General features: G+C 70.3%; 15 protein-coding genes and 1 pseudogene. 8 read left to right on the top strand and 8 right to left on the bottom strand.

Annotation, left to right across the window (positions count from 1 at the left end):
• The first annotated feature begins 44 nt into the window (after positions 1–44).
• Complete coding sequence (locus tag ACH4YL_RS38005; protein WP_398512117.1) at positions 45–2309, top strand: heavy metal translocating P-type ATPase; 2265 nt, start codon at positions 45–47, stop codon at positions 2307–2309.
• 581 nt (positions 2310–2890) lie between these two features.
• Here the strand turns inward: ACH4YL_RS38005 and ACH4YL_RS38010 are convergent.
• Both ACH4YL_RS38010 and ACH4YL_RS38015 read right to left on the bottom strand, forming a co-directional pair.
• Complete coding sequence (locus ACH4YL_RS38010; RefSeq protein ID WP_398512101.1) at positions 2891–4180, bottom strand: citrate synthase; 1290 nt, start codon at positions 4178–4180, stop codon at positions 2891–2893.
• A gap of 229 nt (positions 4181–4409) precedes the next feature.
• On the bottom strand, positions 4410–6617 hold the full coding sequence (locus ACH4YL_RS38015) for an ATP-dependent RecD-like DNA helicase (RefSeq protein ID WP_398512102.1): 2208 nt from the start codon (positions 6615–6617) through the stop codon (positions 4410–4412).
• A 404-nt stretch (positions 6618–7021) separates the two neighbouring features.
• Between ACH4YL_RS38015 and ACH4YL_RS38020 the strand changes: the two genes are divergently transcribed.
• The gene (locus tag ACH4YL_RS38020; protein ID WP_398512103.1) at positions 7022–7657 is read left to right on the top strand and encodes a C39 family peptidase; all 636 of its coding nucleotides are present in this window, start codon (positions 7022–7024) and stop codon (positions 7655–7657) included.
• On the opposite strand, the gene ACH4YL_RS38025 is transcribed toward ACH4YL_RS38020, so the two are convergent.
• The 3 genes from ACH4YL_RS38025 to ACH4YL_RS38035 all read right to left on the bottom strand — a co-directional run bounded on the left by ACH4YL_RS38025 (position 7654) and on the right by ACH4YL_RS38035 (position 10869).
• A complete protein-coding gene (locus ACH4YL_RS38025; RefSeq protein WP_398512104.1) occupies positions 7654–8484 on the bottom strand; it encodes a sugar phosphate isomerase/epimerase family protein in 831 nt (276 codons plus the stop codon). The genes ACH4YL_RS38020 and ACH4YL_RS38025 overlap by 4 nt on opposite strands.
• A complete protein-coding gene (locus ACH4YL_RS38030) occupies positions 8481–9638 on the bottom strand; it encodes a dihydrodipicolinate synthase family protein (RefSeq protein ID WP_398512105.1) in 1158 nt (385 codons plus the stop codon). The genes ACH4YL_RS38025 and ACH4YL_RS38030 overlap by 4 nt, the downstream gene beginning before the upstream one ends.
• A 79-nt stretch (positions 9639–9717) precedes the next feature.
• Positions 9718–10869, bottom strand: a complete 1152-nt coding sequence (locus tag ACH4YL_RS38035; RefSeq protein ID WP_398512106.1) for a Gfo/Idh/MocA family protein — start codon at positions 10867–10869, stop codon at positions 9718–9720.
• 167 nt (positions 10870–11036) lie between these two features.
• Between ACH4YL_RS38035 and ACH4YL_RS38040 the strand changes: the two genes are divergently transcribed.
• The 3 genes and pseudogenes from ACH4YL_RS38040 to ACH4YL_RS38050 all read left to right on the top strand — a co-directional run.
• Positions 11037–12098, top strand: a complete 1062-nt coding sequence (locus ACH4YL_RS38040; protein ID WP_398512107.1) for a LacI family DNA-binding transcriptional regulator — start codon at positions 11037–11039, stop codon at positions 12096–12098.
• A 116-nt stretch (positions 12099–12214) separates the two neighbouring features.
• The gene (locus tag ACH4YL_RS38045) at positions 12215–13150 is read left to right on the top strand and encodes a GNAT family N-acetyltransferase (RefSeq protein WP_398512108.1); all 936 of its coding nucleotides are present in this window, start codon (positions 12215–12217) and stop codon (positions 13148–13150) included.
• Positions 13147–13908 (top strand): annotated as a pseudogene (locus tag ACH4YL_RS38050) (sugar phosphate isomerase/epimerase family protein); the annotation flags it as partial. The gene ACH4YL_RS38045 and the pseudogene ACH4YL_RS38050, both read left to right, overlap by 4 nt.
• On the opposite strand, the gene ACH4YL_RS38055 reads toward ACH4YL_RS38050, so the two are convergent.
• Positions 13811–14767, bottom strand: a complete 957-nt coding sequence (locus ACH4YL_RS38055; RefSeq protein WP_398512109.1) for an EamA family transporter — start codon at positions 14765–14767, stop codon at positions 13811–13813. The pseudogene ACH4YL_RS38050 and the gene ACH4YL_RS38055 sit on opposite strands and share 98 nt — an antisense overlap.
• A 143-nt stretch (positions 14768–14910) precedes the next feature.
• Here ACH4YL_RS38055 and ACH4YL_RS38060 point away from each other — a divergent pair, with 143 nt between their 5' ends.
• The 3 genes from ACH4YL_RS38060 to ACH4YL_RS38070 all read left to right on the top strand — a co-directional run bounded on the left by ACH4YL_RS38060 (position 14911) and on the right by ACH4YL_RS38070 (position 18809).
• Positions 14911–15825 carry a LysR family transcriptional regulator gene (locus tag ACH4YL_RS38060; RefSeq protein WP_398512110.1) on the top strand — a complete coding sequence of 305 codons (915 nt, stop codon included), beginning with the start codon at positions 14911–14913 and terminating at the stop codon, positions 15823–15825.
• Positions 15826–16045: 220 nt separating this feature from the next.
• On the top strand, positions 16046–17887 hold the full coding sequence (locus ACH4YL_RS38065) for a glycoside hydrolase family 3 protein (RefSeq protein ID WP_398512111.1): 1842 nt from the start codon (positions 16046–16048) through the stop codon (positions 17885–17887).
• Positions 17888–18209: 322 nt separating this feature from the next.
• Positions 18210–18809: a hypothetical protein gene (locus tag ACH4YL_RS38070; protein WP_398512118.1), complete on the top strand. Its 600-nt coding sequence runs from the start codon at positions 18210–18212 to the stop codon at positions 18807–18809.
• A gap of 32 nt (positions 18810–18841) precedes the next feature.
• Here the strand turns inward: ACH4YL_RS38070 and ACH4YL_RS38075 are convergent, their stop codons facing one another.
• Positions 18842–20275, bottom strand: coding sequence for a S28 family serine protease (locus tag ACH4YL_RS38075; RefSeq protein WP_398512112.1), 1434 nt, complete (start codon positions 20273–20275; stop codon positions 18842–18844).
• A 119-nt stretch (positions 20276–20394) separates the two neighbouring features.
• Positions 20395–20739 carry a hypothetical protein gene (locus ACH4YL_RS38080; RefSeq protein WP_398512119.1) on the bottom strand — a complete coding sequence of 115 codons (345 nt, stop codon included), beginning with the start codon at positions 20737–20739 and terminating at the stop codon, positions 20395–20397.
• Positions 20740–20840: the final 101 nt, after the last annotated feature.

Here is a 20840-nt window from a genome sequence, read left to right on the forward strand (position 1 = left end):
CCGACCAGTTGGCAACCGACCAGGTCGAACTCGCCATCGGCGGGATGACCTGCGCCTCGTGCGCCGCTCGTGTGGAGAAGAAGCTCAACCGCATGGACGGCGTCAGCGCCACGGTCAACTACGCCACCGAGAAGGCGAAGATCTCCTACCGGTCCGACGTGAAGATCGCCGACCTCATCACCACCGTCGTGAAGACCGGCTACTCGGCCGAGCAGCCCCCGATACCCGCGCCCGCGCCCGAGCCCGAACCCGACGCCGGAGTCACGCGCCGCCAAGAGGCCACGTCCGACGACGCCGCGCACACCGACCCGGCCACCGACGCACTGCGCCGGCGCCTCATCGTCTCCGCCGTACTCTCCGTGCCCGTCGTCCTCATGGCGATGGTGCCCGCCCTGCAGTTCGACAACTGGCAGTGGCTCTCACTGACCCTCGCCGCCCCCGTCGTCGTCTGGGGCGCGCTGCCCTTCCACCAGGCCGCCTGGACCAATCTCCGGCACGGCGCGGCCACCATGGACACCCTGGTCTCCGTCGGCACCCTCGCCGCCTTCGGATGGTCCCTCTGGGCGCTGTTCTTCGGCGATGCGGGAATGCCCGAGATGCAGCACGGCTACGACCTCACGGTCTCGCGCACCGACCCCTCGTCCGCGATCTATCTCGAGGTCGTCGCGGGCGTGGTGACCTTCATCCTCCTCGGCCGCTATCTGGAGACCCGTTCCAAGCGCAAGGCCGGTGCGGCTTTGCGCGCGCTGATGCAGCTGAGCGCCAAGGACGTCTCCGTACTGCGCGACGGCACGGAGGTACGGATTCCGGTCGCCCGGCTGAGCATCGGTGACCGCTTCGTCGTGCGCCCCGGCGAGAAGATCGCCACGGACGGCACGGTCGTCGACGGCTCGTCCGCCGTGGACGCCTCGATGCTGACGGGCGAGTCCGTGCCGGTGGATGTCGCCGCGGGCGATGCGGTCACCGGCGGCTGCGTCAACACCGCCGGCCGGCTCGTCGTCGAGGCCACCCGGGTCGGCGCCGACACCCAGCTGGCCAGGATGGCCCGGCTGGTCGAGGACGCCCAGAACGGCAAGGCGGAGGTGCAGCGCCTCGCCGACCGGATCTCCGCCGTCTTCGTGCCCGTGGTGCTGCTGCTCGCGGTCGGCACGCTGGCCGGCTGGCTGCTGGTCACGGGCGACGTGACCGCGGCCTTCACGGCCGCCGTCGCCGTGGTGATCATCGCCTGCCCGTGCGCTCTGGGGCTCGCGACGCCGACCGCCCTCATGGTCGGCACCGGGCGCGGCGCGCAGCTCGGCATCCTCATCAAGGGCCCTGAGGTCCTGGAGTCCACTCGAAGGGTGGACACGGTCGTCCTGGACAAGACCGGCACGGTCACGACCGGACGGATGCGCCTTCAGGACGTGTACGCCGCCCAAACCGGCGAAACCGGCGAAACCTTCGAAGCCGCCGACGAGCTCGAACTGCTGCGCCTCGCGGGCGCACTGGAGCACTCCTCGGAGCACCCGATCGCGCGCGCCGTCGCCGACGGAGCCGCGGAGCGCGTCGGTCCGCTGCCGGTCCCGACATCCTTCGAGAACGTCCCGGGTCTCGGCGTACGAGGCACGGTCGAGGGCCACGAGGTGCTGGTCGGCCGGGCGCGGCTGCTCGAGCGGGCCGGCGTGGAGCTCTCCCGCGAGCTGCCCGAAGCGGCGCGCGCCGACGTGGCCGGGGCCAACGGCCGTACGGCAGTCTTCGCGGCCCGGGACGGCAAGCTGCTCGGCGTCCTCACGGTCGCCGACGCGGTCAAGGACACCAGCGCCGAGGCGGTCGCCCGGCTGCGGGCCCTGGGCCTCACCCCGGTGCTGCTGACCGGCGACAACAGGGCGGTGGCCGAGTCGGTCGCGGCCGAGGTCGGCATCGACGAGGTGTACGCGGAGGTCATGCCGGAGGACAAGGTCGATGTGATCAAGGAGCTGCAGGCACAGGGCCGCAGCGTGGCGATGGTCGGCGACGGCGTGAACGACGCGGCCGCGCTCGCCACCGCCGACCTCGGTCTGGCGATGGGCACGGGCACGGACGCGGCCATCGAGGCCGGTGACCTGACGCTCGTACGAGGAGATCTGCGGGCCGCCGCCGATGCCATCCGTCTCGCCCGTCGGACGCTTGCCACAATCAAAGGCAATCTTTTCTGGGCCTTTAGCTACAACGTCGCCGCACTGCCTCTCGCGGCATCAGGCCTGCTCAACCCCATGATCGCGGGTTTTGCCATGGCCTTTTCGTCCGTATTTGTGGTGACCAACAGCCTGCGACTTCGCTCCTTCAAGTGACTACATGTGACGCACAAGACCTTCACAAAGAGAGCTAGATCACAGAATATTGGGGGTAACCATTGAGGCTCCTCGCGAGTCTGAATGGGCGATGCCGAGAACGTCTTGGGGGACGTTCATGGGATGTCTTGGGGGACGTCCCAGGCAAGCGTTGGCCGGGGCACGTGCCCGGGGAGCTTTGAGCGGCCCTCCCGTGCGTACGTACCCCGGCAGACCGCGTGAGGAGCTTCTGCAGCCCAGCAGAGACACCCGGCCGGATCCCGTGGGGGGAATCCGCTCCGGGGATATGGGAAGCGCCCCGCCCGTCGACCCGTGGGGGGATCGGCAGCGGGGCGCTTTCCGCGTTCTACGCGGTTGCGTTCACCGGGTATGACCGGTCAGGTACTGGTTCAGCGTTCAGCCCACGTGCCTGTGCGCCTGGAGCGCCGTAGCCCGCACGCGGGTGGTCTCGGACCGGCTTGCACCGCGTGCCGCGCACCCGGCTCGCGGTGCCGTACCCGCCCAGCCGCGCACCCGGCTCGCGGTGTACCAGCCCGCCGCACGCCGGGCTCAGCCGTGCCCTACCGCCGCGCAAGCGGCCTTCAGCGGGCCTCGACCGGGACGAAGTCGCGCAGGACCTCGCCGGTGTAGATCTGCCGCGGACGGCCGATGCGGGAACCGGGCTCCTTGATCATCTCGTGCCACTGGGCGATCCAGCCGGGCAGCCGGCCGATCGCGAAGAGCACGGTGAACATCTCGGTCGGGAAGCCCATGGCGCGGTAGATCAGGCCGGTGTAGAAGTCCACGTTCGGGTAGAGGTTGCGCGAGACGAAGTAGTCGTCGGAGAGCGCGTGCTCCTCCAGCTTGAGCGCGATGTCGAGCAGCTCGTCGGACTTGCCGAGCGCCGAGAGGACATCGTGCGCCGCGGCCTTGATGATCTTCGCCCGCGGGTCGAAGCTCTTGTAGACGCGGTGGCCGAAGCCCATCAGGCGGACGCCGTCCTCCTTGTTCTTCACCTTGCGGATGAAGGAGTCGACATCGCCGCCGTTGGCCTGGATGCCCTCGAGCATCTCCAGCACCGACTGGTTGGCGCCACCGTGCAGCGGGCCCCACAGGGCCGAGATGCCGGCGGAGATCGAGGCGAACATGTTCGCCTGCGAGGAGCCGACCAGGCGCACGGTGGAGGTCGAACAGTTCTGCTCGTGGTCCGCGTGCAGAATCAGCAGCTTGTCGAGTGCGGACACGACGACCGGGTCGAGGTCGTACTCCTGGGCCGGCACCGAGAAGGTCATGCGCAGGAAGTTCTCGACGTACCCGAGGTCGTTGCGCGGGTAGACGAAGGGGTGGCCGATCGACTTCTTGTAGGCGTACGCCGCGATCGTCGGCAGCTTGGCGAGCAGCCGGACCGTGGAGAGATGGCGCTGCTTCTCGTCGAACGGGTTGTGACTGTCCTGGTAGAACGTCGACAGCGCGCTGACCACGGAGGACAGCATCGCCATCGGGTGGGCGTCGCGCGGGAATCCGCCGAAGAACCGCTTGACGTCCTCGTGCAACAGCGTGTGCTGGGTGATCTCGCCCCGGAAGGCGGAAAGTTCGTCGACCGTCGGAAGCTCGCCGTTGATCAGCAGATACGCCACCTCGAGGAAGGTGGAGCGCTCGGCCAGCTGCTCGATGGGGTAGCCGCGGTAGCGCAGGATGCCCTGCTCGCCGTCGAGGTAGGTGATCGAGGATTTATAGGCGGCCGTGTTGCCGTAGCCGCTGTCCAGGGTCACCAGACCGGTCTGGGCTCGGAGCTTCCCGATGTCGAAGCCCTTGTCACCGACGGTGCTGTCGACCACCGGGTAGGTGTATTCACCGTCCGCGTACCGCAGTACTACAGAGTTGTCGCTCACGTCATCCCTCACCGACGTAGTGCCTCTTCTTCGAGGTGCCCTGACTGTCTCTACCATCCCCCATTTGGCTCAGGAGAGTGCACTCGGGGTCGACCATTGGGCCTATCGGCGGCACTCAGTGCCGCCAACCTGCTCATCTTGCCCCGTTCGCCCTGGCTCCGGAAGCCGGGGTGGCATTTCCCACCCTCGGGAGCCGGAGGGCTCCCCCGGCCGGCGGAGTTCCGCCGCGTCAGCCGCCGGACAGCCGGTGGTCGAGAGCGGTGAAGCGTCTGCCTGCGGAAACGGTGCGCACTGCCTGTCCTATCGCCTTACGGGAGCCGACCAGCACGACAAGCTTCTTGGCCCGGGTGACCGCCGTGTAGAGGAGGTTCCGCTGCAGCATCATCCACGCTCCGGTGGTGACCGGGATCACCACAGCCGGGTACTCACTGCCCTGCGAGCGGTGGATGGTCACGGCGTACGCATGTGCCAGCTCGTCCAGCTCGTCGAAGTCGTACGGAACCTCCTCGTCCTCGTCCGTCAGCACCGTCAGCCGCTGATCGTCCAGGTGGAGCGAGGTGACCACGCCGACCGTGCCGTTGAAGACGCCGTTCTTGCCTTTCTCGTAATTGTTGCGAATCTGGGTGACCTTGTCGCCGACCCGGAAGACCCGGCCGCCGAAGCGCTTCTCGGCGAGATCGGGTCTCGCGGGTGTAATCGCCTGCTGGAGAAGGCCGTTGAGCGTGCCGGCGCCGGCGGGTCCGCGGTGCATTGGCGCGAGAACCTGCACATCGCGCCGCGGATCGAGACCGAATTTCGCCGGAATCCTGTTGGCCGCCACATCCACGGTGACCCGGCCGGCGTCCTCCGTCTCCTCCTCCACGAAGAGAAAGAAGTCGGACAGCCCTGAAGTGATGGGCTGCACCCCGGAGTTGATGCGGTGCGCGTTGGTGACGACGCCGGACTGCTGGGCCTGCCGGAAGATCCGGGTGAGCCGGACGCTGGGCACCGGACCGCCGTCCGCGAGCAGATCCCGCAGCACTTCGCCCGCGCCGACGCTCGGCAGTTGGTCCACGTCCCCGACCAGCAGCAGATGCGCGCCCGGTGCGACCGCCTTCACCAGCTTGTTGGCCAGCAGCAGATCGAGCATCGACGCCTCGTCCACCACGACCAGATCCGCGTCCAGCGGCCGGTCCCGGTCGTACGCCGCGTCGCCGCCCGGTTTCAGCTCCAGCAGCCGGTGCACGGTCGAGGCCTCGGCGCCGGTCAGCTCGGCGAGCCGCTTGGCGGCCCGGCCGGTCGGCGCGGCGAGCACCACCTTCGCCTTCTTGGCTCGGGCCAGCTCCACCACCGACCGTACGGTGAAGGACTTTCCGCAGCCCGGACCGCCCGTCAGCACGGCGACCCGACTGGTGAGCGCGAGCTGGACCGCCGCCTTCTGCTCGGGCGCCAGCTCGGCGCCCGTGCGCTCCGCGAGCCAGGCCAGAGCCTTGTCCCACTCGACGTCCCGGAACGCCCCCAGCCGGTCGTCGGAGGCCCGCAGCAGCCGGGCCAACTGGGCGGCGAGACTCAGCTCCGCGCGGTGAAAAGGCACGAGATAGACCGCGGTCAGCGGCTCCCCGCCGTCGGGGGCCGGCACCGTCTCCCGTACGACACCCTCCTCGTCCGTGGCGAGCTCGGCGAGGCACTCGATGACCAGGCCGGTGTCCACCTGGAGCAGCTTCACCGCGTCCGCGATCAGCTGCTCCTCGGGCAGGAAGCAATGGCCCTGGTCGGTGGATTGGGACAGGGCGTACTGCAGGCCGGCCTTGACCCGCTCCGGGCTGTCGTGCGGTATGCCGACGGCCTGGGCGATCTTGTCGGCGGTGAGGAAGCCGATGCCCCAGACGTCCGCGGCGAGCCGGTACGGCTGGTTCTTCACGACCGAGATCGAGGCGTCGTCGTACTTCTTGTAGATACGCACGGCGATGGAGGTGGAGACGCCGACGCCCTGGAGGAAGATCATGACCTCCTTGATGGCCTTCTGCTCCTCCCAGGCGGCGCCGATCAACTTCGTGCGTTTCGGGCCGAGTCCGGGTACCTCGATCAGCTTCTTCGGCTCCAGCTCGATGATGTCGAGGGTGTCGACGCCGAAGTGGTCGACGATGCGCTCGGCGATGCGAGGGCCGATGCCCTTGATCAGACCGGAGCCGAGATAGCGGCGTATGCCCTGGACGGTGGCGGGGAGGACCGTCGTGTAGTTCTCCACGGTGAACTGCTTGCCGTACTGCGGATGGGAGGCCCAGCGGCCCTCCATGCGCAGGGACTCGCCCGGCTGCGCGCCGAGCAGCGAGCCGACCACCGTGAGGAGATCGCCGGCACCACGACCGGTGTCGACGCGGGCGACCGTGTACCCGTTCTCCTCGTTGGCGTAGGTGATCCGCTCGAGGACCCCTTCGACCACTGCCAGATTGGACATGATCCGACGCTACCGCCGGGGTCGGACAGTGCGGGCCGCCTGTGGACAACTCCGGTACGGGCGCTGCCACGGCTCTGCGGTCGGGGCCCGGGGCCGGGACCCCGGGACAGCGTTGGGGGCCCGGTCGAAACGACCGGGCCCCTTCCCATTCCCTCCCGTCAAGGACTCCCCGATCCCCCCAGATCCCTCCCCGGAAGCCTTGATGACAGGTACGACCCGCCTCACCGCGAAAGGGTTGCACGACTGCGGGCAGTTATTTTTGCGGACTCGCGGATTCCCTCAACAAGGGGACGAAAGGCGCAGGTCGGAGCGTTTCGGTCATGAATGAAGATTCTTTCCCGACGTTCTTTCCCGACGTTCTTTCTCGACGGACTCCCCCGCACGACCCGGGCAGACTGGACCCCATGCCTGAGTCGATCGTGCACCCCGTGCCCTACTACGCCCAGTGGGCCTCCGCCCGGCTCGTGCCCGAGATCGTGTCGCGGCGGATGCCGGCCACCGAGGATCCGCTCTGGCGGGAGTACGGGGCCTCGACCGCCGAGGAGTACGAGTGGTGGTCGTGGCGGCTGTGCGGGATGGCGTGTCTGCGGATGGCGCTGGGCCACTGGGGGCACGCGGTGCCGTCCGCGATGGAGTTGGCGCGGGAGTGCGTGGACGCCGGAGCGTATGTGCAGCGCGGTGACGGCCTCGACGGGCTGATCTACGCGCCGTTCGCCGCGTATGCGCGGCAGCGGTGGGGGCTGGCCGCCGACGTACGGCCGGAGTTGCCGGCAGCGGAGATCACCAAGCATCTCGCCGACGGCAGGCTGGCCATCATCTCCGTACACCCGTCCATCCGGCATCTCGATCCGGCGCCGCCGCGCAAGGGCGGACATCTGGTGCTCGCCGTCGGGGCCACGGACGACGAGCTCCTGATCCACAATCCGTCCGGCTTTCCCGATCACTCGCAGGAGTTCGCCCGCGTCCCGTGGACCGAGCTGGAGCGCTTCTACGCCGGGCGTGGCATCCTCCTCGGCCGATCACCGGACGCACGGCTCTAGAGCACGAACTGTGCGTACCGGGCCGCCGTCTCCTCCAGGACCTCTGCGCCGTCCCGCGCCCACAGCCCTTCGTTGAACAGCTCCACCTCCACCCAGCCCCGGTACCCCGCCGCCGCCACCCTCTCCCGCCACTCCCTCATGTCGATCGAACCGTCGCCGATCTGGCCGCGGCCGTTCAGCACGCCGGCGGGCAACGGCGTCGTCCAGTCCGCCAGTTGGAAGGCGTGGATACGGCCGGACGCGCCCGCTCTCGCAACCGCCGCCGGGGCCGTGTCGTCCCACCAGATGTGGTACGTGTCCACCACCACGCCCACCTGCGACGACGGGAAGCGCTCCGCCAGGTCGAGCGCCTGGGTCAGCGTGGAGACCACGCAGCGGTCGGACGCGTACATCGGGTGGAGCGGTTCGATCGCCAGCCGTACGCCGCGCTCCTGCGCGTACGGGCCGAGTTCGGACAGCGCGTCCGCGATCCGCTCCCGCGCGCCCGCCAGGTCGCGGCTGCCCCGGGGCAGTCCGCCCGACACCAGGACCAGGGTGTCCGTGCCCAGCGTCGCCGACTCGTCGATCGCGGCGCGGTTGTCGGCGAGCGCGCGGGCCCGTTCGGCCGGGTCGATCGCCGTGAAGAAGCCGCCGCGGCAGAGGCTGGTGACCGTGAGGCCCGCGTCCCGTACGAGCTTGGCCGCCGCTTCGACGCCGTGGGCCTGGACCGGCTCACGCCACAGGCCGACTCCGCCGATGCCCAACCGCACGCAGGATTCGGTGAGTTCGGGCAGCGTCAGCTGTTTCACCGTCATCTGGTTGATGCTGAACCGACTCAGGTCACTCATACCTCGACTCCGTACACGCTGAGCAGGGATTTCATCCGGGTCGCGGCCAGGTCCGGGTCCGGGAACAGGCCCAGCCCGTCGGCCAGTTCGTACGCCCGCGCGAGGTGCGGCAGCGAGCGTGCCGACTGGAGGCCGCCGACCATCGTGAAGTGCGTCTGACGGCCCGCGAGCCAGGCCAGCAGCACCACGCCCGTCTTGTAGAAACGGGTCGGCGGCTGGAAGAGATGCCGGGAGAGTTCGACCGTCGGGTCGAGGAGCTTGCGGAACCCGTCGGTGTCGCCGGTGTCCAGGATCCGTACCGCCTCGGCAGCCAGTGGGCCCAGCGGGTCGAAGATCCCGAGCAGGGCGTGGCTGAAGCCGCGTTCGTCGCCGGCGATCAGTTCGGGGTAGTTGAAGTCGTCGCCGGTGTAGCAGCGCACGCCGTCCGGCAGCCGCCGGCGCAGGGCGATCTCGCGGCCTGCGTCGAGCAGCGAGATCTTGATGCCGTCGACCTTGTCGGGGTGCGCGGCGATGACGTCGAGGAAGACGGCGGTGGCGGTGTCCAGATCGGCGCTGCCCCAGTAACCGTCGAGCGCCGGGTCGAACATCGGGCCCAGCCAGTGCAGCACGACCGGCTCGCTCGCCTGGCGCAGCAGATGACCGTAGACGTCGCGGTAGTCGTCCGGAGTGCGCGCGGCCGCCGCGAGCGCGCGGGACGCCATCAGGATCGCCTGCGCGCCGGTCTCCTCGACGAGCGCGAGCTGTTCCTCGTACGCGGCGCGTACGGTCGCGAGGTCCGCGGCCGGCCCGGTCAGCTGGTCGGTGCCCACCCCGCAGGCGATCTTGCCGCCCACCGCCTTCGCCTCCGCCGCCGAGCGCCGGATCAGCTCCGCCGCGCCCGCCCAGTCCAGGCCCATCCCGCGCTGCGCGGTGTCCATCGCCTCGGCGACGCCGAGACCGTGCGACCACAGATGGCGGCGGAAGGCGAGCGTGGCGTCCCAGTCGACGGCGGCGGGCGAGTCGGGGCTCGTGTCGGCGTACGGGTCGGCGACGACGTGCGCGGCGGAGAAGACGGTACGGGAGGTGAACGCGCCGCCCTCGGTGAACCGCAGCGGCTCGGCCCGTGGGGTGTACGGGCGCAACTGCCCGTCCGTGCCCGGGAGTCGGATAGTCACAGCGTCGCCTCCGGCAGTCGGCCGGTCGCGGCGCCGGCCCGGCTCCTCGCGGTCACGACGTGAGCCCCGCACCTTGCGGTCACAGGGTCAGCTCCGGCACGTCGAGGCGGCGGCCCTCCGCGCTGGAGCGCAGGCCCAGCTCGGCGAGCTGCACACCGCGCGCGCCCGCCAGCAGGTCCCAGTGGTACGGCTCACCGAGCGCGACATGGCGCAGGAACAGCTCCCACTGCGCCTTGAAGCCGTTCTCGAACTCCCTGTTGTCCGGGACTTCCTGCCACTGGTCGCGGAAGGACTCCGTGGCAGGCAGGTCCGGATTCCACACGGGCTTGGGCGTGGCGCTGCGGTGCTGCACGCGGCACCGCCGCAGGCCCGCGAGCGCGGAGCCGTGTGTGCCGTCGACCTGGAACTCCACGAGTTCGTCGCGCATCACCCGTACCGCCCAGGAGGAGTTGATCTGCGCGACGGCGCCGCCCGCCAGCTGGAAGATGCCGTACGCGGAGTCGTCGGCGGTCGCGGCGTACGGCTTGCCGCGCTCGTCCCAGCGCTCCGGGATGTGCGTGGCGACCTGCGCCGTCACGCTGGTGACCCGGCCGAACAGCTCGTGCAGTACGTACTCCCAGTGCGGGAACATGTCGACGACGATGCCGCCGCCGTCCTCCGAGCGGTAGTTCCAGGACGGGCGCTGCGCCTCCTGCCAGTCGCCCTCGAAGACCCAGTAGCCGAACTCGCCCCGTACGGACAGGATCTCGCCGAAGAACCCGCCGTCCACCAGGCGCTTCAGCTTCAGCAGACCCGGCAGGAAGATCTTGTCCTGCACGACGCCGTGCCGGATGCCGGCCGCCTGGGCGAGGCGCGCCAGGTCCAGGGCCCCGGCGAGGTCGGTCGCGGTCGGCTTCTCGGTGTAGATGTGCTTGCCCGCGGCGACGGCCTGCTTGATCGCGGCGACCCGGGCGGAGGTGACCTGCGCGTCGAAATAGATCTCCACGCTGTCGTCGGCGAGTACGGCGTCGAGGTCGGTCGTCCAGTGTGCGAGGCCGTGCCGTTCGGCGATCTCGCGCAGCGCGTGTTCGCGTCGGCCGACGAGAACGGGCTCGGGCCACAGGACGTCGCCGTCGCCGAGGTCGAGTCCGCCCTGTTCCTGGATGGCGAGAAGGGAGCGCACGAGGTGCTGGCGGTATCCCATCCGTCCCGTCACGCCGTTCATGGCGATCCGCACTGTCCTGCGTGTCACGAAGTAGCCTCCATGTCCTTTGATGCCGGGACGGTTCCCTCTTTATGGCCGTGTTCCCTAGATACCGCTGTAGCAAGCGCTTTCTACGCGATAAGACGCTAGCCTGCCGACAGTGACCCGGACAAGGGCCCAGCTCGGCCCTGTTGCATCTCCCGCGGAGGAAAGCGATGACAGTCACCCTGGCGGATGTGGCGGCGCGCGCCCGGGTGTCCCCGGCCACCGTCTCCCGCGTGCTGAACGGCAACTACCCGGTCGCCGCTTCGACGAAGGAACGGGTGCTGCGGGCGGTCGACGAACTCGACTACGTACTGAACGGACCCGCGAGCTCGCTCGCCGCGGCCACGTCCGACCTGGTCGGCATCCTCGTCAACGACATCGCCGACCCTTTCTTCGGGATCATGGCGGGCGCGGCGCAGACGGAGATCGGCGGACAGGAGGGCACCGGGCGCGCGGGCGGCGAGAAACTGGCGGTCGTCTGCAACACCGGCGGCTCGCCGGAACGCGAACTGACCTACCTCACACTGCTCCAGCGGCAGCGGGCCGCGGCGGTCGTGCTGACCGGCGGCGCGCTGGAGGACCCGGACCACATCAAGGCGATGGCCGCGAAACTGACGAAACTCGCGGAGGCGGGCACCCGGATCGTGCTGTGCGGCCGGCCGCCGGTGCCGGGCGACTCGATCCTCGCCGCGCTGACCTTCGACAACCGGGGCGGCGGACGTCGCCTGACGGAGCACTTGGTGTCACTCGGCCACCGGCGGATCGGTTACGTGGCGGGCCCGGTGGAACGGACGACGACCCGGCACCGCCTTGAGGGCCACCGGGCGGCGCTGGCCGCGGCCGGCATCGACGACCAGGACCAGGACCACGTCACCGTGCACGGCCCGTACACCCGCCAGTCCGGCTACGACGCCACGCTCGAACTCCTCCGCAGGGACCCCGACTTGACGGCCGTGGTGGCCGCGAACGACACGGTGGCACTGGGTGCCTGCGCAGCCCTGCGGGACCGGGGCCTGCGGATCCCCGAGGACATCTCGGTCGCCGGCTTCGACGACCTCCCGTTCTCGGTGGACGCGGTCCCGGCACTGACGACGGTACGACTCCCGCTGTACGAGGCGGGAGCGCGGGCGGGCCGGCTGGCGATGGGCAAGGAGGCGCCGCCGCCGGGAGGCATCGCGACGATCGCCGCGGAACTGATGGCGAGGGAGTCGACGGCGCGACCGAAGGGGTGAGCGGGGGCCTTCAGGGCGGGCTTGCGCGCCCCGAGGCCCCGCGTCCCGACATCTTGCGAGGCTCCGGAGTCCGGACGTACCTTTGACTCAGTCAAAGGAAAATCTCGGAGACGCTCATGCCGATTCAAGAGATCCGCGCCTTCAACCGCTTCTACACCAACCTCATCGGCGCGCTCGACTACAGCAAGCACCTCTACACCCCCTACACCCTCACCGAGTCCCGCGTCCTCTACGAGCTCGCCCACAGCCCCCGTACCGACGCCGCCGACCTGCGGGCCGAGCTGTCGCTCGACGCCGGGTATCTGAGCCGGCTGCTCGCCAAGTTCGAGCGGGACGGGCTGGTGGGGCGGGCGCCGTCCGAAGTGGATTCGCGGCGGCAGCGGATTACGCTCACCGCGCGTGGGCGGGAGGCCGCCGCGTTGTTGGACGAGCGGTCGCGGGAGGCCGTCGGGGCGCTGGTGGACAGGGTGCCGAAGCAGGAGCAGCCGCAGTTGGTCGAGGCCATGCGGACCGTGCGGGAGATCCTCGGGCACGACAGGCCCGCGCATCGCGACGGGCCGGTGCTGCGCGATCCCGTGGCCGGTGATCTGGGGTGGGTCGTGCAGCGGCACGGGGCCCTGTACGCCGCCGAGTACGGCTGGAACGCCGACTTCGAGGGGCTTGTCGCCCGGATCGTCGCCGACTTCGCGCAGGACCACGATCCCCATCTGGAGCGCGTGTGGATCGCGGAGCTGGACGGGCGGCCGGTCGGAACGGTGATGTGCGTACGCGACGACGCACCGGCCACCGCGCGGCTGCGGCTGCTGCTCGTCGAGCCCGAGGCCCGCGGGCACGGGCTCGGTGACCGACTCGTGCGTACGGTGGTGGATTTCGCGCGCGAAGTGGGGTACCGGGAACTGGTGCTGTGGACCAATGACGTACTGGACGGTGCCCGCCGGATCTATCAGCGGGCCGGATTCACCCTCGTCGCCGAGAAGCCGCACCGCTCGTACGGAGTCGATCTGGTCGGGCAGGACTGGCGACTGCCCCTGCAAGAGGAGACAACCAAGTGAAGTTCGCGTTTTCGACGCTCGGGGTGCCGAGGATGGCCATCAGTGACGTCGTGCAGCTCGCCGCCGGCACCGGGTACCAGGGGGTGGAGCTGCGGGCCGACCCCGAGGAGCCGGTGCACCCGGGGGTCGGGGCGCGGGAACGGGCCGACGCGCGGCGGGAGTTCGAGCGCGGCGGCGTGGAGATCCTCACCGTCTGCGGGTACGTCGGCGTCGCGGCCGAGGGCGACGACGCTCCCGTGCTCGAAGAGCTCGAGCAACTGCTGCTCCTGGCCAAGGACCTGGGCGCTCCGCACGTACGCGTCTTTCCCGGCGGAGTCGGCCAGGACCCGGCCACCGCCGAGGCCGTCGCCGCCCGCCGGCTCGGCGCCGCCGCGGAGACCGCGGCCGGGCTCGGCGTACGGATCCTGCTGGAGACCCATGACTCGCACCGGAGCGGAGCTGCCGTGTCCCGCATTCTGGGGCCGGTCGGTCACCGGAACGCGGGAGCGATCTGGGACGTGATCGGGCCCTGGCTGGACGGTGAGGAACCGGCCGCCGCGCATGCCGCGCTCTCCCCGTTCCTCGGCTACGTCCAGGTCAAGGACGTCGCGTCGGCCGACGACCTCGCGCCGCTGCCGCTCGGCGCCGGCGTGCTGCCGCTGGCCGAGTGCCTGGGCACGCTCACCGAGGAGACGTGGCTGTGCTGGGAGTACGAGAAGCGCTGGCATCCGGAGGCGGCGGACCTTCCGGCGCTGCTGGTGCCGGGGCGGGAGCACCTGGAGAGCCTGCTCGCGAAAGTGAGGTGAGCGCGACGCCGCCGACGAGCAGCACCGCGGCGCCCCAGCGCAGCGGGCTGACCGACTCGTCGAGCAGCAGCGCCGCCGACGACATGCCGAAGACCGGCACGAGGAGCGAGAAGGGGGCGACGGCGGAGGCGGGATAGCGGCGCAGCAGGAACCCCCAGACGCCGAAGCCGAAGACCGTCGCACCCCAGGCGACATAGACGATCGCGCCGACGCCGCTCCAGTCGAGCGCGCGCAGTGCGGCCAGATCGGCCTCCGGGCCCTCGAAGACCAACGACAGTGTGAGCAGGGGCAGTACGGGGACGGTGGAGACCCAGATCATGAAGTTCAGGGCGTCCGGCGGGGACGCCTTGCGGGTCAGCACATTGGACACGCCCCAGCAGGCGGCGGAGGTGATGACGAGGACGAAGGCGAGCACCGGGCCGGACGCGCCCTCGTCGACCGCCGCGAGCGCGATGCCGGACAGGGCGACGGTCATGCCCGCGATCCGTATGCGCCCCGGGCGTTCGCTGAGGAGCACGGCGGCGAAGACCGCAGTGAAGACCGCCTGGATCTGCAGGACCAGCGAGGACAGGCCGGCGGCCATGCCGCGGTCCATGCCGATGAACAGCAGCCCGAACTTCGCCACACCGAGCGCGAGGCCGACACCGAGCACCCACTTCCAGGCGACCTTGGGGCGGCCCACGAAGAAGACGGCGGGCAGGGCCGCGACGAGGAAGCGCAGCGCGGAGAAGAGCAGTGGCGGGAAGTGACCGAGGCCCAGCTCGATGACGACGAAGTTCACTCCCCAGACGGCGGTGACGAGTACGGCGAGAGTCACGTGTACGGGACGCATGCACTGAGGATCACCGGGCACGACCATGTAGCACCAGCGCGCATTTCTACATGGTTGAATTGAGTGATGCTTACGAATGCCTCATGGGCAGGAAATCCTGAGAGGGCGGGGAATCCTGAGTGAGGGCGAGGTAGGAGGCGGTCATGCTCGATCTGGGGCGTCTGCGCGCACTGCACGCCGTATCCGTCCACGGGTCCGTCGCCGCCGCGGCCATGGCCCTCGGCTACACCCCGTCCGCCGTGTCGCAGCAGATCACCAAGCTGGAGCGGGAGACCCGGACGACCCTGCTGGAGCGGCGGGGCCGCGGTGTCGCGCTCACCGAGGAGGCGCGTCATCTGGCCGCCACCGCACAGGAGTTGCTCGCGATCGTCGAGCGCGCGGAGACGACGCTGGAGGAGCGACGGGGCCAGCCGACGGGCCGGCTCACGATCGGGGCGTTCGCCTCCGCGGCCCGCGGACTGCTGCCCGGCGTACTCGCCGAGCTGGGCCGACGGCATCCGGGGCTTGACACGCGGATGTCCGAGGTCGATCCGCATCTCTCCATCGACCTGGTCGCCCGCGGCATGGTCGACCTGGCCGTCGCCCACGACTGGGACATCGCGCCGCTGCCCGCGCCGGAGGGCGTGGAGCAGGCGGTCATCGGCGACGACCTCAGCGATCTGCTGGTGCCCGAGGGTCATCCGCTGGCCTCGCGGGCATCCGTGCGCCGCGAGGATCTGGCCGGTGAGCGCTGGATCTGCCAGCCGCCGGGCACGGTCTGCCACGACTGGCTGGTGCGTACGCTGCGGGCGGCGGGCTGCGAGCCCGATCTCGCGCACCAGGCGGAGGAGTACCACACCCAACTGGCGCTGGTGGCGGCCGGTTTGGGCGTCGCCCTGGTTCCCCGCCTGGGCCGCGGCCCGCTGCCCGCCGGGGTGCGGGCGGTCGCGCTGGATCCGGTGCCGGTGCGGCGGCTGTACGCGCTGTGGCGGCCGGGGGCGGCGCGGCGGCCGGCGATCACGGCGGCGGTGGAGCTGCTTCAGGGGCAGTGGGCGGGCGTGGCGCGCTCCAGCGCCTGAGCGACACGCGGCGGTCTCACGGACCGGGGCCCGGGCCCCGGGAGGCGCCACGCCCCAAGACCCCGGGCGGGCCCCGCGACCCGCCGTCCCGGTGACCTTCCGCGCGTCGTGCGGGGTTTCTGCTGCCGCACTCTTGACCTGGCAGTTATTTTCGGGCTATCCGTGAGTCCTTGGAAGTTTCCTTCAACTCCCTTGTCGAGCAAGGCCGGAAGGAGCACCCATGCACGGACCCATGCACGGACCCACGCCCAACCGCAGCCTCTCCAGACGCACCCTCCTCACCGCGACCGCGGCGACCGCCGTGGCGGCGGGGGCAGTCACCGGCGGATCACCCGCGTCCGCCGTCACCCCTCATCACGACCGCCTCAAGCGGCTCATCTCCCGTATGAGCATCGAGGAAAAGGTCGGGCAGCTCTTTGTGATGCGGGTGTACGGGCACTCCGCCACCTCTCCCGACCAGGCCGACATCGAGCTCAACCTCAAGGAGATGGGCGTCCGCACGGCCGCCGAGCTCATCGCCAGGTACCACGTCGGCGGCATCATCTACTTCGCCTGGGCCCACAACACCCGCGACCCGCACCAGATCGCGGATCTCTCCAACGGCATCCAACGCGCCGGGCTCTCCCAGCAGACGCCCGTGCCACTGCTGATCTCCACCGACCAGGAGCACGGCATCGTGGCCCGCGTGGGCAGGCCCGCCACCCTGCTGCCCGGCGCGATGGCGCTCGGCGCGGGCGGCTCCCCCGCGGCCGCCCGTACGGCCGCGCAGATCGCCGGCGTCGAACTGGCCGCGATGGGCATCCTGCAGAACTACGCCCCGGTCGCCGACGTCAACGTCAATCCCGCCAACCCGGTCATCGGCGTACGGTCCTTCGGCGCCGACCCCGAGGCCGTCGCCCGGCTGGTCGCCGCCCAGGTACGCGGCTACCGCAGCGCGGGCGTCGTCGCGACCTCCAAGCACTTCCCGGGGCACGGGGACACGACCGTCGACAGCCACACGGGCATCCCCGTCATCACGCACACCCGCGCGCAGTGGGAGGAGATCGACGCACCGCCGTTCCGGGCCGCGATCGGCGCCGGGATCGACTCGATCATGACGGCGCACATCCAGTTCCCCGCGCTGGACCCGAGCAACGACCCGGCCACGCTCTCCCGCCCGATCCTCACCGGCATCCTGCGCGAAGAGCTCGGCTACGACGGCGTGGTGGTCACCGACGCGCTCAATATGCAGGGCGTACGAGACAAGTACGGCGACCACCGCGTGCCGGTGCTCGCGCTGCTGGCGGGCGTGGACCAGCTGCTCAACCCGCCCGATCTGGCCGTCGCCTGGAACGGCGTGCTGTCCGCCGTGCGCAGCGGCGAGATCAGTGCGGCCCGCCTCGACGAATCGATCCTGCGCGTGCTGCGGCTCAAGGAGCGGCTGGGCCTGTTCCGCGACCCGTTCGTGAACCCGCGGCGTCTTGAGCGCACCGTCGGCACCCGTGCGCATCTCGCCGCCGCGGACCGGATCGCCGAATCCACCACCACACTGCTGGTCAACGAGGACCGGCTGCTGCCGCTGAGCCGCCGCAGGGAGCCGAACCTGCTCGTCGTCGGCGCCGACCCGGCCTCGCCGACCGGCACGACAGGACCGCCGACCGCCGTGCTGGCGAAGGCATTCACGGAACTGGGCTTCACGGCCACCGCGCTGTCCACCGGCATCACGCCGACCGCCGCGAAGATCGACGAGGCGGTGGCTGCGGCAAGCGGCAAGGACGCGGTGATCGTCGGCACGTACAACGTCTCGGCCACCAGCCCTCAACGCACCCTGGTGGCCCGGCTCCTCGCGACCGGAGTGCCGGTCGTGACGCTCGCCATCCGCAATCCGTACGACATCGCGCAGCTCGGCGCGGTCCCGGCGGCGCTGGCCGCGTACTGCTGGACCGATGTCGAACTGCGTGCCGCCGCACGGGTGATCGCGGGCCGGGCCGACCCGGAGGGACGGCTGCCGGTGCCGGTCCAGCGTGCGGACGACCCGGCGCAGGTGCTGTATCCCGTGGGCCACGGGCTGTCGTACGACTGACGTACGAGACCCGACGCGACTGGCGTGACCCGTCTCGACGGGTCACGCTGGAGGCACCGGCCGGATGGCCGGGGCTCGGGGGGTCCGTATGGCACGAAGGCGGAGGTCCGCGGGGGCACAAGCGGCCGCCTTTCGGATCGGGCCGGATCAGCGAGCGGGGTCTGGCGATGGGGGCACCTCCCGTGCCCGAAGGGCTACGGGGGAGCATCGCAAGGCGGAGGAAGGAGCCGACGCGGAGCGTCGGCGACTGACGACAACGCGGCGAGGCGCCGTGCCAGGGCACGCGAGCCCGGCAAGATCCGAAAGGCGGCCGCTGAGCGCCCTGGCAACGGTGTTGCTCCTGCTGGTGGCGGCGCTCGTCGCGGGCTGCCAGCAGGCGACGGGACGCGCGGACACCGCGGGCTCCTCCGTCACCGCCGGCCCCACGCCCAGCCCCGGGTACGGACTTGTCTTCCTCGGCCCCGGCGACTGCGGCTCACGCGGCCGTGACTTCCGCGAAGTGCCGTGCACCAGTGAGAAGGCCGTGGCCCGGGTGATCGCCCGGCACGAAGGGCCGCGGGAGGCCGGGCCGTCCTGTCCTCGGGCCACCGACTTCGTGCTGCATGTCTCCGAGAGCCGTCCGTCGGCCGACGAGAACGGCGACGGGGACGTGGGCCAGGGCTACGCCTGTATGCGCAATCTGGAGCCGCCGCACCCCGGGGACCCGGGCGGAGGTGGCGGCCCGCACACCGTCGTCGGCGACTGCGTCCACAGCGAGGGCAAGGGCCGGGTGAAGGAGACCGCCTGCGACGGATCGGGCGCGCGGGCACCGGAGTTCGAGGTGCGGTCCGCCGTGGCGGAGCGGGCGCAGTGCCCCTCGTCCACGGACCTGTATGTGCAGCTCGGCGGAGAAAGGCCGGTGGGCTGCGCCCGCCGCCTCTGACGAGGAGACGGGCACAGCCCACGAGGGAGGGGTTACGGCCGCAGGGCCGGCTCCCGCTCGATGTCACGCTGGTCGAGCTTCGCGTCGAACCTGCTCAGCGGCTTCGCCTTGGCCTCGTCCTGCTGGACGGCGGCCGGGGCGACGCCCGCCCACTTCAGGATCGAAGCGGTGGCGGCGGCCTTCTGGTCGGCCACCAGACCGGCCACATTGGCACCGTGGTTGGCGCCGGGCGCGACATAGACATAGCTGTCGCGAGTGCCCTTGCCGACCCGGAACTGCTCCGCGCCCCACGGGTCGTTCTGGCCGTAGACGAACATCATCTGGTTGGCGTTGTGGCGCACCCAGCTGTCGACGTCGTTCATCACCCACGGCTTGAAGCGCATCGGGATGTCACGCGGCACGAAGTTCCGCGGCGGCTGGTAGCCGTACTTGCTCAGCCCGTTGAGGTGCGGCTGCTTGATGTCCGGCGAGCCCAGCTCGGTGCCTGCCTGGTAGTAGTACGGCGTGTACTGGCCCAGGCCCTGGTCCGTGTAGAAGGAGAAGCCGGAGATCGCGTCGACGGTGTCCCAGATCTGCTGGTCCGTGGCGGTCTTGGCGACCGGGATCGACGCGCAGTCGGCGACCAGGCTGTACTGCCAGAACGCCCAGGTGTAGTCGAGGACGACGGCCTCGTACGCCTTGTCGAGCGAGCCGACCGTGGTGAAGGTGTAGCCGTTGTCGGCGGCGTACTTCGTGTACAGCGCCTCCAGCGGCTCGCGGCGCACCAGCGCCTCGGCCTGCACGGCGTTCAGCTTGTCGCGGCACTCCTTGGTGCCGACGTTCGCCAGGAACTTGTCGTACGCCGAGTCCTCGTTGTTGCGCACGTCGTTGGGCGCGACATACGCGACGACGCCGTCCATGTCGCGCGGGTAGAAGCGCTCGAAGTAGGTGGCGGTCATGCCGCCCTTGGAGCCGCCGGTGGCGAGCCACTTCTTGGCGTAGATCTTCTTCAGCGCGGTGAAGACGCGGTGCTGGTCGCTGGCGGCCTGCCAGATGTCGAGCTTGGACCAGTTGGCCGGGTCGGGGCGGGACGGCGTGAAGAAGCGGTACTCCAGGGAGACCTGGTTGCCGTCGATGATCGCCGTCGGCTCACTGCGGCGGGGCGTGGTGGACACGTTGTAGCCGGAGGTGAAGAAGACGGTGGGGCGGTTGGTGTCCTTGTGCAGCAGGGTGATCCGCTGTTTGAAGGAGCCCTTGCCCGGTTGCCGGTGGTCGACCGGCTGTGTGTAGTTGAGGACGAAGTACCGGTAACCCGGATACGGCTTCTCCTCGATGAGACTCATGCCCGGAATCGCGAGGATCCGGTCCTTGATGTCCGTGCCGGCTGTCGGCTCGGCGGCGGTAGCCGCACCGGCCGTCGCACCGGCCGCACTCATGGTGCCTATGAGCACCACGAGCGACAGCAGCCATCTGAGCGCCTTGCGCATTCACCCTCCCCTGATTCACCTGTGGTCGCGGTGAACCTAGCGGGGGCAATGCCCGGCCCGCCAGCCCCAGTTGGCAGTGGACATTCCACCGGCCCGCTCAAGGCCTGGTCAGAGGCGGGTCAGCAGAGGATCCAGCCCGTCGAGCGGGCGACGCCGGAGATCGCTCCGGTGGCACGTACGCAGCGGTTGAGCGCATGCACGGTGACCGGTCCGGCCTGCTGGGTGAAGGTGCCCTTGTCGCCCGCGGGACGGCCGCCGCGGGCCTGGAGCGAGACGGACATCGCGCGCCTCATCCCGGGCCGCTTGGCGACGGTCACGGCGCAGGCGTAGTTCCGGCTCTTGTAGATCCGCAGCTCGCCGTAGGTGAACCGGTAGGTCTTCTGCGGTCTGCCGGAGCAGGCGGAGGCGACGGCCTCGGCCTGCTGTGTGCCGGGCCCGGCCACGGCGAGCAGGCCTGCCGCCATGAGCACGGCGAGCCCCTGCGCGAGCAGCCGCCGGCCGAACGTTGCCCGATTGCCCGAGTTCCGCTCTGCCCCACCGACCACGTCGTCTCCCCTCGTCACGG

Origin of the sequence: Streptomyces sp. NPDC020681, from assembly GCF_044334895.1 — a bacterium.
Lineage (GTDB): Bacteria > Actinomycetota > Actinomycetes > Streptomycetales > Streptomycetaceae > Streptomyces.

What these genes read in the sequence shown, in the direction of transcription:
- ACH4YL_RS38005 (WP_398512117.1), top strand. Translation starts at nt 45, where the DNA reads ATGACCTGCGCCTCGTGCGCCGCTCGTGTGGAGAAGAAGCTCAACCGC.
- ACH4YL_RS38015 (WP_398512102.1), bottom strand. Translation starts at nt 6,617, where the DNA reads ATGTCCAATCTGGCAGTGGTCGAAGGGGTCCTCGAGCGGATCACCTAC.
- ACH4YL_RS38020 (WP_398512103.1), top strand. Translation starts at nt 7,022, where the DNA reads ATGCCTGAGTCGATCGTGCACCCCGTGCCCTACTACGCCCAGTGGGCC.
- ACH4YL_RS38025 (WP_398512104.1), bottom strand. Translation starts at nt 8,484, where the DNA reads ATGAGTGACCTGAGTCGGTTCAGCATCAACCAGATGACGGTGAAACAG.
- ACH4YL_RS38040 (WP_398512107.1), top strand. Translation starts at nt 11,037, where the DNA reads ATGACAGTCACCCTGGCGGATGTGGCGGCGCGCGCCCGGGTGTCCCCG.
- ACH4YL_RS38045 (WP_398512108.1), top strand. Translation starts at nt 12,215, where the DNA reads ATGCCGATTCAAGAGATCCGCGCCTTCAACCGCTTCTACACCAACCTC.
- ACH4YL_RS38055 (WP_398512109.1), bottom strand. Translation starts at nt 14,767, where the DNA reads ATGCGTCCCGTACACGTGACTCTCGCCGTACTCGTCACCGCCGTCTGG.
- ACH4YL_RS38060 (WP_398512110.1), top strand. Translation starts at nt 14,911, where the DNA reads ATGCTCGATCTGGGGCGTCTGCGCGCACTGCACGCCGTATCCGTCCAC.
- ACH4YL_RS38065 (WP_398512111.1), top strand. Translation starts at nt 16,046, where the DNA reads ATGCACGGACCCATGCACGGACCCACGCCCAACCGCAGCCTCTCCAGA.
- ACH4YL_RS38075 (WP_398512112.1), bottom strand. Translation starts at nt 20,275, where the DNA reads ATGCGCAAGGCGCTCAGATGGCTGCTGTCGCTCGTGGTGCTCATAGGC.
- ACH4YL_RS38080 (WP_398512119.1), bottom strand. Translation starts at nt 20,739, where the DNA reads ATGGCGGCAGGCCTGCTCGCCGTGGCCGGGCCCGGCACACAGCAGGCC.